At 70.9% G+C, this 12,318-nt stretch carries 15 protein-coding genes; 8 read left to right on the plus strand and 7 right to left on the minus strand.

The genetic code is table 11. The annotated features are described in order from the left end of the window. Positions 1-2: 2 nt before the first annotated feature. The 3 genes from AB0K11_RS10970 to AB0K11_RS10980 are packed head-to-tail and all read left to right on the plus strand — an operon-like array spanning position 3 to position 2,111. The gene (locus AB0K11_RS10970) at positions 3-716 is read left to right on the plus strand and encodes an SRPBCC family protein (RefSeq protein ID WP_364975792.1); all 714 of its coding nucleotides are present in this window, start codon (positions 3-5) and stop codon (positions 714-716) included. Continuing rightward, positions 713-1,615, plus strand: coding sequence for an FAD binding domain-containing protein (locus tag AB0K11_RS10975; RefSeq protein ID WP_364975794.1), 903 nt, complete (start codon positions 713-715; stop codon positions 1,613-1,615). Before AB0K11_RS10970 ends, AB0K11_RS10975 begins: the two co-directional genes overlap by 4 nt. Then, positions 1,608-2,111 carry a (2Fe-2S)-binding protein gene (locus AB0K11_RS10980; RefSeq protein ID WP_364975796.1) on the plus strand — a complete coding sequence of 168 codons (504 nt, stop codon included), beginning with the start codon at positions 1,608-1,610 and terminating at the stop codon, positions 2,109-2,111. Before AB0K11_RS10975 ends, AB0K11_RS10980 begins: the two co-directional genes overlap by 8 nt. Here AB0K11_RS10980 and AB0K11_RS10985 read toward each other — a convergent pair. Genes AB0K11_RS10985 through AB0K11_RS10995 form a run of 3 tightly spaced genes read right to left on the minus strand, consistent with a single transcriptional unit; the run spans position 2,092 to position 3,637 of the window. Then, on the minus strand, positions 2,092-2,547 hold the full coding sequence (locus AB0K11_RS10985; RefSeq protein ID WP_364975799.1) for a YdeI/OmpD-associated family protein: 456 nt from the start codon (positions 2,545-2,547) through the stop codon (positions 2,092-2,094). The genes AB0K11_RS10980 and AB0K11_RS10985 overlap by 20 nt on opposite strands. Then, entirely contained in the window at positions 2,544-3,143 is a 600-nt protein-coding gene (locus AB0K11_RS10990) for a UbiX family flavin prenyltransferase (protein WP_364975802.1), read from the minus strand. The genes AB0K11_RS10985 and AB0K11_RS10990 overlap by 4 nt, the downstream gene beginning before the upstream one ends. Then, on the minus strand, positions 3,140-3,637 hold the full coding sequence (locus AB0K11_RS10995) for a hypothetical protein (protein WP_364975804.1): 498 nt from the start codon (positions 3,635-3,637) through the stop codon (positions 3,140-3,142). The genes AB0K11_RS10990 and AB0K11_RS10995 overlap by 4 nt, the downstream gene beginning before the upstream one ends. 38 nt (positions 3,638-3,675) lie before the next feature. Between AB0K11_RS10995 and AB0K11_RS11000 the strand changes: the two genes are divergently transcribed. Further along, a complete protein-coding gene (locus AB0K11_RS11000) occupies positions 3,676-4,566 on the plus strand; it encodes an NAD(P)-dependent oxidoreductase (protein ID WP_364975806.1) in 891 nt (296 codons plus the stop codon). A 22-nt stretch (positions 4,567-4,588) separates the two neighbouring features. On the opposite strand, the gene AB0K11_RS11005 is transcribed toward AB0K11_RS11000, so the two are convergent. Then, positions 4,589-5,428: an SDR family oxidoreductase gene (locus tag AB0K11_RS11005; RefSeq protein WP_364975808.1), complete on the minus strand. Its 840-nt coding sequence runs from the start codon at positions 5,426-5,428 to the stop codon at positions 4,589-4,591. A gap of 134 nt (positions 5,429-5,562) precedes the next feature. Here AB0K11_RS11005 and AB0K11_RS11010 point away from each other — a divergent pair, with 134 nt between their 5' ends. The 4 genes from AB0K11_RS11010 (at position 5,563) to AB0K11_RS11025 (ending at position 9,865) form a co-directional block, all read left to right on the plus strand. After that, entirely contained in the window at positions 5,563-7,089 is a 1,527-nt protein-coding gene (locus tag AB0K11_RS11010; protein ID WP_364975810.1) for a helix-turn-helix domain-containing protein, read from the plus strand. A gap of 121 nt (positions 7,090-7,210) precedes the next feature. After that, a complete protein-coding gene (locus AB0K11_RS11015; RefSeq protein ID WP_364975812.1) occupies positions 7,211-8,473 on the plus strand; it encodes an FAD-dependent oxidoreductase in 1,263 nt (420 codons plus the stop codon). A 124-nt stretch (positions 8,474-8,597) separates the two neighbouring features. Continuing rightward, positions 8,598-9,089, plus strand: coding sequence for a GreA/GreB family elongation factor (locus AB0K11_RS11020; protein ID WP_364975815.1), 492 nt, complete (start codon positions 8,598-8,600; stop codon positions 9,087-9,089). After that, the gene (locus tag AB0K11_RS11025; RefSeq protein WP_364975818.1) at positions 9,086-9,865 is read left to right on the plus strand and encodes a hypothetical protein; all 780 of its coding nucleotides are present in this window, start codon (positions 9,086-9,088) and stop codon (positions 9,863-9,865) included. The genes AB0K11_RS11020 and AB0K11_RS11025 overlap by 4 nt, the downstream gene beginning before the upstream one ends. Before the next feature lie 2 nt (positions 9,866-9,867). Here the strand turns inward: AB0K11_RS11025 and AB0K11_RS11030 are convergent, their stop codons facing one another. The 3 genes from AB0K11_RS11030 to AB0K11_RS11040 are packed head-to-tail and all read right to left on the minus strand — an operon-like array spanning position 9,868 to position 12,287. Then, positions 9,868-10,494: a trimeric intracellular cation channel family protein gene (locus AB0K11_RS11030; RefSeq protein ID WP_364975821.1), complete on the minus strand. Its 627-nt coding sequence runs from the start codon at positions 10,492-10,494 to the stop codon at positions 9,868-9,870. A 26-nt stretch (positions 10,495-10,520) separates the two neighbouring features. Then, positions 10,521-11,348 carry an SDR family oxidoreductase gene (locus AB0K11_RS11035; protein ID WP_364975824.1) on the minus strand — a complete coding sequence of 276 codons (828 nt, stop codon included), beginning with the start codon at positions 11,346-11,348 and terminating at the stop codon, positions 10,521-10,523. Between the two features lie 45 nt (positions 11,349-11,393). After that, complete coding sequence (locus tag AB0K11_RS11040) at positions 11,394-12,287, minus strand: enoyl-CoA hydratase (RefSeq protein ID WP_364975826.1); 894 nt, start codon at positions 12,285-12,287, stop codon at positions 11,394-11,396. Positions 12,288-12,318 lie beyond the last annotated feature (31 nt).

Genomic DNA, 12,318 nt, shown 5'->3' on the forward strand with positions numbered 1-12,318 from the left:
CTGTGGAACTGACCAACGAATTCCGCGTCGCGGTGCCCGCCGCCAAGACCTGGGAGGTGCTCACCGACGTCGAGCGGGTGGCGCCGTGCCTGCCGGGCGCCACGCTGCTCTCCGTCGACGGCGACGAGTTCACCGGTGCCGTCAAGGTCAAGGTCGGCCCGATCACGGTCTCGTACAAGGGCATTGCCGCGTTCGAAGAGAAGGATGCGACGGCCCGGCGGGTGGTGCTGCGCGCCACCGGCAAGGAGACGCGCGGCAACGGCAGCGCGGCGGCCGTCGTCACCGCGCAGTTGAAGGACGAGGGCGACGCCACCGCCGTCTACATCAGCACGGATCTGCAGATCTCCGGCAAGGCGGCGCAGTTCGGCCGCGGGGTGCTGGCCGACGTGGCAGGCAACCTGATCGGCCAGTTCGCGAAGTCGCTGGAGGCCAGCGTGTTGGGCGATTCGGCGCCGGCGGCCACCGCACCGGCCGGCGCGGCAACCGACGCACCGTCGGCGGCGGGCGTCGCGGCCGTCGCGGCCGACGCAGGCGACTCGGTGGACCTGCTGAAAGTCGTTGCCCTGCCGATGGCGAAGCGGGCCGCGCCGGTGCTCGCGGGTCTCGCGGCCGGTCTCACCGTCGGACTGCTGGTGGGCAGGCGCAGGCGCGCACACCCCGCGGCGGTGCTCGCCGACGACCTGCAGGCGGCACTGGCCCGGCTGCTGTCGTCATGAAAGCCGCCCCGTTCGAATACCACCGCCCGGGCTCGGTCAAGGAGGCGGCAGAACTGCTCGCCGAGTACGGCGACGACGCCAAGGTCCTCGCCGGCGGGCAGAGTCTGGTGCCGATGCTGGCCATGCGGTTGACGCACTTCGAGAACCTGATCGACATCTCCCGCGTCGCCGAGTTGCAGGGCATCGACCTGGACGGCGACGACGTGGTGATCGGCGCAGGTACACCGCACGCCTTCGTCGGCATGGACGACGAGGTCGCCGAGTCGGCGCCGCTGCTGACACTCGCCACGCCGCACATCGGACACTTCCAGATCCGCACCCGCGGCACCCTGGGCGGGGCGATCGCCCACGCCGATCCCGCGGCCGAGTACGCCGCCGTCGCCCTGGCGCTCGACGCGCAGATGGACGCGGTGTCGACGCGGGGCACCCGGCAGATCGCGGCGTCGGAGTTCTTCACCGGGCTGTGGGAGACATCGCTGGCGGCCGACGAGATCCTCACCGCCGTCCGGTTTCCCGTGTGGGGCGGCCGCACCGGCTTCGCGATCGAGGAGTTCGCGCGCAGGCATGGCGATTTCGCGATCGCCGGCGCGGTGGTGGCCGTCGAGGTGGACGGCGACGACCGGATCGCGCGGTGCGGCATCGGGTTGCTGGGCCTGGGATCCACGCCGGTGCGCGGTTCCGCGGGCGAGGATGCGATCGTCGGGCGTCCGGTCACCGAACTGAGCGCCGACGAGATCGGCCGCCTGACCATGTCGGCCCTCGACGACGTCCCGGCCGATCTGCAGGGGTCCGCCTCGTACCGCCGCCGGGTCGGCGCCGCGATGGTGTCACGCGCACTGCACTCGGCCATCGCAGAGGCCACCAGCGACGAGAAGACGGAGGTGACGCTCAGTGCATGAGCTACCGGTCGAGTTGAACGTCAACGGGATCGAGCACCGCGGCACCGTCGAACCACGGGTCACCCTCGCCGACTTCCTGCGGGAACAGTGCGGCCTGACGGGCACACACCTCGGATGCGAGCACGGTGCCTGCGGCGCCTGCACAGTGCTGCTCGAAGGCCAGGCCGTGCGATCGTGCCTGATCTTCGCGGTCCAGGCCGACGGCCAGGACGTCACCACCGTCGAGGGCATCGCGGGTCCCGACGGCGAGCTGTCACCGGTGCAGTCCGCGATGCGCGACTGCCATGGACTGCAGTGTGGTTTCTGCACACCGGGATTCGTCACCTCGATCACGGCGCTGCTGCGCGACAACCCTGAGCCCACGGACGCAGAGATCCGCGAGGGACTGTCCGGCAACTTCTGCCGGTGCACCGGATACCAGGGCATCGTCAACGCCGTGCACCAGGCCGCCGAGCACACCCGCGCCGCGAAAGAAGTCAGCCCGCAAGCGCTGTGACGACCGCCGCGATGCGGCGGGCCCGCGTCTCGGCCGCCTTGGCGCCCTCGACGCTGGTGACATGAGCCTTGCGTCTGCTCGGCGACAGCTTGTCCCAGGCCGCGGTGAGATCGGACTCCGCGAGCGCGGCGGCGAGGTCGGCGGGCACCTCGACGGTGCGGGGCGCGGTGTCCAACGTCAGCGTCACCTCGACGGCGTCCCCGCCACCGATGCCCGATTCGGCGCGGCGCTGCGCGCTGAACGGGATGAGGAACCTCCCGCCCATCGGCGCGATCGTCGAGCGGTACCCGTAGCCGTTCACCGACACGACGACCGGCGGCCGTTTTCCGGCGCCGAGTGCCTCGATCACCTCGGCGGGCACCTCGATGCCGGTGTTGTTGCCGTCCTGGAACATCGTGGTGGAGAACGTCTGTGCGGCTGCCGGGGATCCGGTCATGGTCGCTGCCTCATCACGGTGCCGTCCCAGCGCGGCGTCTCCCCCGACACGAGACCGACCTGGTCGAGCGCCCGGGTGACGATGTGGTCGACGGCCTCGTCGAGAGTCTTCGGCCGGTTGTAGAAGCCCGGTACGGGCGGCACGATCGAGGCGCCCATCCTGGCGAGCTTGAGCATGTTCTCCAGGTGGATCTCGCTCAACGGCGCCTCGCGAACCATCATTACGAGTCGCCGGCGTTCCTTGAGCACGACGTCGGCGGCGCGGGCGATCAGGTCCTCGGCGTAGCCGTTGGCGATGGCCGCCAGGGTCTTGACGCTGCACGGCGCGATCAGCATGCCCTCGGTGCGGAACGACCCGCTGGAGATGCTGGCGCCGAGGTCACCGGGCTTGTGCACCACGTCGGCCAGCCGGCGCACCTCGGCGACGGTCCAGCCGGTCTCGTGCTCGAGGGTGCGTGCCCCCCACGCGCTGATGACGAGGTGGGTCTCGACGTCGAACTCGCGCAGCCGTTCGAGCATCCGCACCCCGAGGATGGAGCCGCTGGCGCCGGTGATGGCGAGGACGATCCGTGGGCGGTGAGCGCGCGACGCGGTCACGTGAGCGCCTTGAGCCGGTCCACCTGCCGGGTCCATCGTTCGACGACGGCCGCCGGGTCGTGGAGCCGGTAGGTGATCCCGGAGGTCAGTTCGGCGTAGGAGACCCGGTCCTCGTCGACCCGGCAGACGTCGCCGGCGAAGTAGGCGAGCTCCACATCGCCGCCGGAGCCCGGTGCGGGCTGCGGGTCCAGCCGGTGCACCAGAACCCGGATCTTGTAGACGGTCGCGTCGCACACCACGTGCAGCATCGCCCGCCCCGTTGCGGTGAGCGCCGCGGTGGTGCCGCTGTGCGCGTGCAGCGCCAACCGGATGTCGGCGCCCGACGTGCTGAGCAGCTCACCGACCGACAGCAGCGACAACCGCGGCCAGCCGTCGTCACCGACCGTCAGGATCGAAATCGTCTGACCCACTTTGTCACCGAGACCGGCGCCGTCGACCAGCGCGGCCACCGGCGGCGGCAGCGTCGCCACGGCGTGCGGCTGCGGGTCCATCATCTGAGCTTCGCACGGATCGGTCCGGTAGAAGTGATGACATGAGAATCGGTTTCGTCGGACTGGGCAACATGGGCACGGGCATGGCGTCGAACCTGCTGCAGGCCGGCCACGAGGTGACCGCGTACAACAGGTCGCAGGACAAGGTCGACGCACTCGCCGCCGCGGGCGCGCATCCCGCCAGGACCGTGGCGGAGGCGTGCGACGCAGAGGCGGTCGTCTCGATGCTCGCCCACGACGGGGCCGTCGAGGCGGTGACGTTCGGCGACGACGGGATCCTCGCGTCGCTGCCCGCCGGGGCGGTGCACGTGTCGGCGTCGACGATCAGCGTGGCGCTCAGCGAGCGGCTGACGGCCGCACACGGCGACGCCGGGCAGGGCTTCGTCGCGGCACCGGTGTTCGGCCGCCCGGAAGCCGCGGCCGCAGCGAAGCTCTTCGTCGTCGCCGCCGGGGCGCCCGACGTGGTGGCGGCGATGTCGCCGGTGTTCGACGCCATCGGCAGGCGCACGTTCACCGTCGGAGACGAGCCCAGGACCGCGAACCTGGTGAAACTGAGCGGCAACTTCCTCATCGCGTCGGTCATCGAATCGGTCGGTGAGGCGATGGCGCTGGTGGGCAAGGCCGGCGTGGACAAGCAGCAGTACCTGGAACTGCTGACGTCCACACTCTTCGACGCGCCCGTCTACCACACCTATGGAGGGCTGTTGGCGCGTCAGGAATTCGAACCGGTCGGCTTCGCGGCCGAGGGCGGACTCAAGGACGTCCGGCTGGTGCTGGCGGCCGGCGAGAGCCTGCAGGTGCCGCTGCCGATCGCCAGCCTGCTGCGCGACCGGTTCCTGACGTTGCTCGCCCTCGGCGGCGGTCACCTCGACTGGTCGGCGATCGGCGCACTCGCAGAGTGGGATTCGGGAGGCACCGGCCCGATCGCGTGAGCGATCGACCGCGAGCCGGTGATCAGCGCAGGAACCGGACGAGGTAGGACGGCAGGCGGCGGGCGGGCACCGCCCTCGGCCAGTCGCCTGCGCGGAAGTGGGCGTCGGTGCCACCGTCGACGAACACCACGCTGCCGCAGAGGAAGTCGGCCGCGTCGGACAGCATGAAGCAGATCCACTCGGCGAGCTGGGCGGCGTCGCCGAAGCCGCCGATGGGCACCGGGAAGCGCCGCACCGCCCTCGCCTGTGTCGGATTCGCCAGTTGGTCGGTCAGCAGCGGGGTCATCACCGCACCGGGCGCCAGCGCGTTCAGGCGGATACCAGCGCCCGCCCACTCCGGTCGCACCGCCTGTGCGCGCACCCATCGACTCACCGCGATCTTCGACGCCGCGTACATCATCGTGCCGTCGGCCGGGCCGAACCGTCGCACGGCGCGCACGGCCCGGTCGGCATCGCCCGACAGCAGCGCCCGCACCGCCCGTCGCGGCACCGCCGGGATGGTCGTCGTCGAATTGCTGGACAGCACCACCACCTTCGCTCTCGATGCTGCCGCGAGCGCCGGTCGCCAGTGCTCGAGCAGGTCGACGACGCCGAAGTGGTTGACCTCCGCGATGACGCGGCACCGGTCCCGTCCCCGGCCGGGGCCGAGACCGGCGGCGAGCACCGCGCCGTCGAGGTGCCCGTCCGCAGCTGCCAGCACGCTGCGTGCCGCGCCGATACGACCGTCGGGCGTGGAGAGGTCGGCGACGACGTCGGTCTGCTGCAGATCGACACCGATGACGGTGTGGCCGTCGGCGCGCAGCCTGCGCACCGTCTCGAGCCCCATGCCCGAGGCCGAGCCGGTGACGACGTAGGTGCCCACGGCAGTAAATGTGGCAGACCCGCTCACCGGTATCCGGCCCGGGGCGTGATCCCGGGGTTCGCGTAAGACGTGGGGCTAGCCTTGACCGTAGGCACACACGGTCCGTCTCAGCCGCGACGCCAGAGGAGCAGCGTGTGGTCACTTTGGACCGATTGGTGAATGTACTGGGCGCGTACGGCGTTCGGGTGCGATCGTGCCCCATTGCGCGCTCCACCGGGTTGGCCGGCGTCGTGGTGCACGAGCAGGTCGACGGCCGCGCCGTGGTCGGTGACGTGTTGCTGGCCATCGGCGCCGCCACGGTGGCCGAGGCGGTGGGGTGGGCGGTGTCGGCTCGGGCGACGGTCGTGTTCGTCCGCGATGTCGAGGACGACACGGGGTCCGACGCCGACCATGACGGCATCGCGGTGCTGTCGGTCGACCCGGCGATGTCCTGGAGCGAACTCGCGGCCGTGGTCTACGGCCTGGTGCTCGAAGGCCGCGAGACCGATTCCGGTCGCGGACCCACGGATCTGTTCGCACTGGCCGACAGCCTCGCCGAGGTGACCGGCGGCGCGGTCACCATCGAGGATCCGCTCTCGCGGGTGCTGGCGTACTCCATGGTGCAGAGGAATGCCGACGACGCACGCACTGCGACGATCATGGGCAGGCAGGCACCGGAGCACCTGCGCGAGTTCTTCGACGAGTGTGGGATCTCCGCCCATCTCGCGGTGTCCGACGAGCCCTTGTTCGTGAATGCCGCGGCGGATCACGGCCTTTCCGGCCGGATGGTCGTGGCGGTGCGCTCAGCCCGGGTGCTGATGGGCTCGGTGTGGGTGTCGTGCACGGCTCCGTTGGAGGGCGAGGAACTCACGGCCCTGACCGACGGCGCCCGCACGGTAGCACTGCATCTGCTGCGGTCTCGAGCCAGCGCGGACCTCGAACGCCAGGTCGAGTCGGAACAGGTGATCAGGCTGCTCGACGGCACCGCCGACGCGACGGCGTCGACCAGCAGGCTCGGGCTGCCGCAGGGTCCCATGCGGGTCATCGCGCTGCAGGCCTCCGTCGCCGCCGACCGCGATGCCCCGCTGCTGTTGCTGTTCGACCGCGCCACCAGTGGATTCGGCTGGTCGCGGCCCGGTCGCAGCGCACTGGCCGGGAACACGGTCTACACACTGCTGCCCGGTGAGCAGGCCGCCGCGGCTCGCCGTTGGGTCGCCGGCCTACGGGCGGCACTGCCAGACCGGGTGACGGTGGTGGCGGGCATCAGCAAGCCCGCAGCGGTACCGGACCTGCCGGCGGCACGCCAGGAGGCCGACGAGTGTCTGGCGCTGCACGAGACGCGGCCGCAGGCAACCGAGCCCCCGGCCTACGACGAGTCGTGGGACGAGATCGTGCTGGCCCGGCTGCGGATGGCCGCACGCTCGGGTCGGTCGCCGGGCCGGGGGCCGGTGGCCGAGCTGCGCCGCCACGACCGGGAGCACGCCACCGAATACGTGGCCACGCTGAGGGCCTGGCTCGAGGCCCTCGGCGACCCCACCGAAGCCGGCGAACGCCTCGGAGTGCACGAGAACACCGTGCGGTACCGCCTGCGCAAGATGGCCGAGATCACCGACCTGCAACTGGACGACGCGCGCAAGCGGCAGGCGATGTCGATCGAACTGGCGGCCGCCGAGTCCGACTGACCCGGCGCCGGATCGGCGTTGTCGCGTCGGCACAACGCCGCGGAAGCGGGTTGTCGGTTCCGGGCAAGCCGCGCCGTGGTCACGCACACCACCATGGGAGTGACACCTGAGGAGGTATGTGATGGTTGGCCACGAGCGCTTCGACGGCGGCCCGCGATCGGCGATCGTGGTCGGCGCAGGCATCGTCGGTTTGTCCACGGCGTGGTTCATGCAGGAACGCGGCGTCGACGTCACGGTGGTCGACCGCACCGGCGTGGCCGCCGGCGCGTCCTGGGGTAACGCCGGCTGGATCGCGCCCACGCTGACCCTTCCGCTGAACTCGCCCGCCACGCTGCGGTACGGGCTGCGCGCGCTGCGCGACCCCGCCGCACCGCTGCACATCCCGCTCGCCGCGGACAGCGCACTGGGGCGCTTCCTGTTCCAGTTCGCCGCCAGCAGCCGACGGTCGACGTGGCGGCGAGCGGTGCGCGCCAACCTACCGCTCAACGAGGAGTGCATCGAAGCCTTCGACGTGCTCGTCTCCAACGGGGTCGATGCACCGGTGACCGATGCCCCCATCACCGCGCTGTTCCGCAGCACCGACGAGGCGCGGCGCATGCTGGCCGAACTGGACGGACTGTCCGAAGCCGGCCAGTCGGTGGACGTCACCCACCTCAGCGGTGCGGCGCTGCGCGAACAGGTGCCGCTGGCCTCGCCGGCGATCACCGCCGCGATCAACGTCAACGGACAGCGCTTCATCGACCCGGGCCGCTTCGTGCACGCCCTGGCCCGCGCTGTCGTAGACCGCGGCGCCACGATCCACACCGCGGAGGTCCGCGGTGTCTACAGCAGCGGAAGCGGCGCAGAGGTCTTTCTCCGCGACGGCGATCCCATGACCGCGGACGCCGTGGTCGTCGCCACCGGCGCGTGGCTGTCACGGTTGGCCGGCCGCCTGCGCGTGCCCGTGCAGTCCGGGCGCGGCTATTCGTTCACCGTGCCGGTCGACCGGCCGCTACCCGGACCCTTCTATCTCCCCGGCATCCGGGTGGCGTGCACGCCCTACCACGACGGGTTGCGCGTCTCGGGAACCATGGAGTTTCGCGACCCCTACGAACCGGCGGTGGCGGCACGGGTGGACGCCATCATCGCGTCGGCCGGCTCACTGCTCGAGGGCGTCCGCTGGGCCGAACGCACCGACATCTGGGTCGGGCCGCGACCGGTGACGCCCGACGGTCGACCGCTGGTCGGCGAGATGTCGCGCAACGTGTACGTGGCGGGCGGTCACGGCATGTGGGGCCTGGCGCACGGACCGGTCACCGGGCGCCTCCTCGCCGAACAGATCACCACCGGCAAGCAACCCGACGCCCTGCGCGAACTCGACCCCCTGCGCCGCACGGGTCGCTGAGTCACACACCGGCGCAAAGCCTTTGACCCCCGAACTCGGCCCACCGCGGGCCCGCGAGTCGTCAGGGGCGGAGCTTCTCCTTCGCCCGCCCCTGACGGCAATCCCTGTTTCGAAAGGACTCCACATGATCGAGAAGCACACCGTCTGGCTGTCGCCGCAGGCCTACGAGCACCTGCAGGACGAACTGGCCACCCTGCGCCGGCTCAGCACCATCGCGACCGGCGATGCGGACACCGACGAGAACGCGGCGGCCGTCCAGGCCGCGCGGCGCAGCCGGATCCAGCAGATCCACGATCTGATGATGAACGCGGTCGTCGGCGAAGATCCGCCCAACGACGGCATCGCCGAGCCGGGCATGGTGGTGACGGTCCGCTACGACGACACCGGTGAAACCGACACGTTCCTGCTCGGTGTGCGCGGTGCCGAGTACGGCGAGCTCGACGTCTATTCCGTGCGGTCACCGCTCGGCGCCGCGATCGTCGGGGCTCGCCCGGGGCAGCAGTGCAGCTACACCACGCCCAGCGGGAAGACCATGACCGTCACGATGCTCGAGGCCGTCCCGCACGGGGTGCACAGCCCTGTCGATCGGAGAACCCGAGTGAGGAGCCAGAGGTGACGACAACAGACAGATCGTGGACCAGTTGGGCGGCGCTGACGGTGGGCGTCGGCGCCGTCATCGGAGCGTTCGCGTTCTCATCGACTCAACTGGGGCAGGGCCTCACGTTCGGACTCGGTGGCTTCATCGTCTTCTTCGCCTCGATGTCACTGCTCGCCATCGACCCAACACCTGGCCGATGGGGGCTCGTGGTGACGGGCCTGACGATGGCCGTCGTGCCGTGGCTCGGCGCGGGCTTCGTCCCCGACCGCGGCGCCGCGTGGACCGCCGGGGTGGCCGGCGTGCTGGCCCTGGTCCTCGGCGGCATCGGCTGGGTGACCGGCGAGCCGCCGACCAAGCTCGGCATCAACGAGTACGGCAGCCGCGAGGTGCGGCCCGGGGTGATCTCGAGGTGGCTGAGTGGTTCGGCCCTGGCGCTCGGCGCCGTCGCCGTGGTGCTGGCCGCCACGCTGGTGCGGTCGTCGGCGGCGACCGTCGTCATCGCCGGCGCGGGCGGCCTGATCGCGGTGACGGCACTGTGGTCGCTGCTCACCGCCGATCCCACCCGCGACTACCTCAAGCTGGCTGTCGTCGGGCTGGCACTGTTCATGGCGCCGTGGGCGGTCGGCTTCACCGCCGGAGCGGGCGCGTGGACGGCGTGGTCGCTGGGCTTCGCCGCGGCCGCGCTCGGGGTGGCCGGATACCTGCGCGGTGAGCACCTCGACGCGGCCACGGTGGTCCGCGACGATGCCCGCACCCGCTACCGCGAACGCCTCCGCGCCGTCGGGCGGGCGTGACGTCACCGCCGGCCGGGTGGCCGCGGCGCGTGGAGGTCGAATCGGACGCCGACCATGCGGACGGTGAAGCAGACCGCCGCCGCGGCGAGTGCGGCCAGCGTGCCGCGGTACCCGAAGCTGTAGGCCGCGGCCGCGCAGCCCGCACCCAGCAGCGCGGGAATGGCGTACAGCTCGCTGCGCAGCACGACCGGCACCCGGCCGAGCATCACGTCCCTGATCGTTCCGCCACCCACGGCGGTGATCGTGCCGACGATCATCGCCTGTGGCACACCGAATCCCATGTCCAGTGCCTTGACGGCCCCCAGCACGGCGAAAACGCTCAGCCCGACCGCGTCCAGGACGGTGATGACGGTCGCCAGCTTCTCGAGCACGTGGCTCAGCGCGAAGGCCAGCAGGCCCCCGACTGCCGCCAGCGCAAGGTAGCGCCAGTCGACGAAGGTGGCGGGCGGCAGGTCGTCGAGCAGCACGTCGCGGATCGTGCCGCCGCCGAGACCGGTGAACATGCCGAGGGTGATCACCCCGAAGATGTCGAGGCGTTCGGCGCGTACCGCGGTCAGCGCCCCGTTGAGCGCGAAGGCGAAGGTGCCCGCCAGGTCGAGCACCAGCAGTAGCGGTACGTCGGCCGGCATGGCGCCAGGTATACCGCGGCCAGGTGTTACTTGGCGACCACTCCGCGCAGACCGTCGGCGCCGAACAGCTGCTCGAGCATGCCGGACATGTCCGGCCCACGACGCAGGCCGTGGCCGCCGTCGACGTTGATCACCTGCCCGGTGATCCACTCCGCGGCGTCGCTGAGCAGGAAAACCGAGAGGTTGGCGATGTCGGTGACCTCGCCGAAGCGGGGCAGCGGCGTGCAGGCGCGGTAGTCCGCCGACACCTCCGGCGACTCCAGGATCGGTCCCACCAGGTCGGTCTGGATCAGGCCGGGCCGGATGCCGTTGACGCGCACCCACGACGGCCCCAGCTCGTCGGCGGCCAGCATCATGATGTGGTCGAGTGCCGCCTTGCTCGGACCGTAGGCGCCGAACCAGCGGTGGACGTTGCTCGACGCGATCGACGAGATCCCGACGAACGATCCGCCGCCGCCGCGGACCAGCTCGCGCGCGGCGTGCTTGAGCACGTACATCGTGCCGTTGACGTTGAGGTCCACCGTGCGCCGCCAGGCGTCGGAGTCGATCTGCGTGATCGGACCGATGGTCTCCGAACCGCCCGCGCTGTGCACGACGCCGTGCAGCCGCCCGTGCCAGGCGGCGGCCGCGTCGACGAGCCGGGCCGCCTCGTCCTCGTTGGTGATGTCGGTCGGTTCGTATCGCACCGAGTCACGATCGCCGAGCTCTTCGGCGACGGCGGCCAGCCGGTCGGCGTTGCGGCCGGCCAGCATGACCCTGCCACCGGCCGCCACCACCGCGGCGGCCACACCCTTGCCGATGCCGCTGCCACCACCGGTGACCACGTACGTCCGATCCGCCAACGACAGCTGCACCGCGACCCCTTCGTCAGGTTTACTAGAACAGGTTCTAGTTATACGTCACGGCTGATCGCGCCGGGCCGGCTTCGGCGCGCCCAGTGTGCGCCAGTCCGGCACGTCGGGCGGCAGACCCAACGGCAATCGGTTCTCGTTGTGCGCGGCCCAGTGCGCGTGGCCGAGTTCATGGATGTGGAATCCGTGCCGCAGCGCCTCGGTGAAGCCCATCGCATCGCTGGCCGCGTTCACCGAATCCTTGATCAGCAGCGCCGCCATGGTGGGCCGTTCGGCGATCCGGCGGGCGAACTCGAGCGTCTTGTCCGTGAGCTCATCGACCGGGAAGATCTTGGACACCATGCCCAGCCGGTAGGCGTCCTCGGCGTCGATCGAATCACCGGTCAGCAGCAGCTCTTTGGCCTTGCGGGGACCGAATTCCCACGGGTGTGCGTAATATTCGACGCCCGGCATCCCGAGCCGGACGCCCACCACATCGCTGAACTTCGCGTCGTCCGCGGCGACGATGAGGTCGCACGCCCAGATCAGCATCAGCGCGGCGGATATGGCGTTGCCCTGCACCTGCGCGATGGTGATCTTGCGCAGATCGCGCCAGCGCTTGGTGTTCTCGAAGTAGAAGTGCCACTCCTGCAGGTAGAGCTTCTCCATCGAGGCGGACCGCGTCGCGCCGTGTGAGCGGAAGGTCGGATGCTGGTCCGGCCCCGGCTTGCGCTCGGCCAGCGCCGCCTCCGAGCCGAGGTCGTGTCCGGCCGAGAAGTTCTTCCCGCGCGCGGCCAGGATCACCACGCGCACCTGGTCGTCGGCCTCGGCGCGGGTGAAGGCCTCGTCCAGCTGCACCAGCAGGGTGCGCGACTGGGCGTTCTGGGATTCCGGCCGGTTGAGCCAGATGCGAGCTATCCGGCCCTCGTCGAGGGTTTCGTAAGTCACCTGCTCATCGGCCATGGCAGGCACATTACGGGCACCGCGCGGCCCG

The organism is Mycobacterium sp. NPDC050551 (assembly GCF_040674075.1).
In the GTDB taxonomy this organism is placed as follows: Bacteria; Actinomycetota; Actinomycetes; order Mycobacteriales; family Mycobacteriaceae; genus Mycobacterium.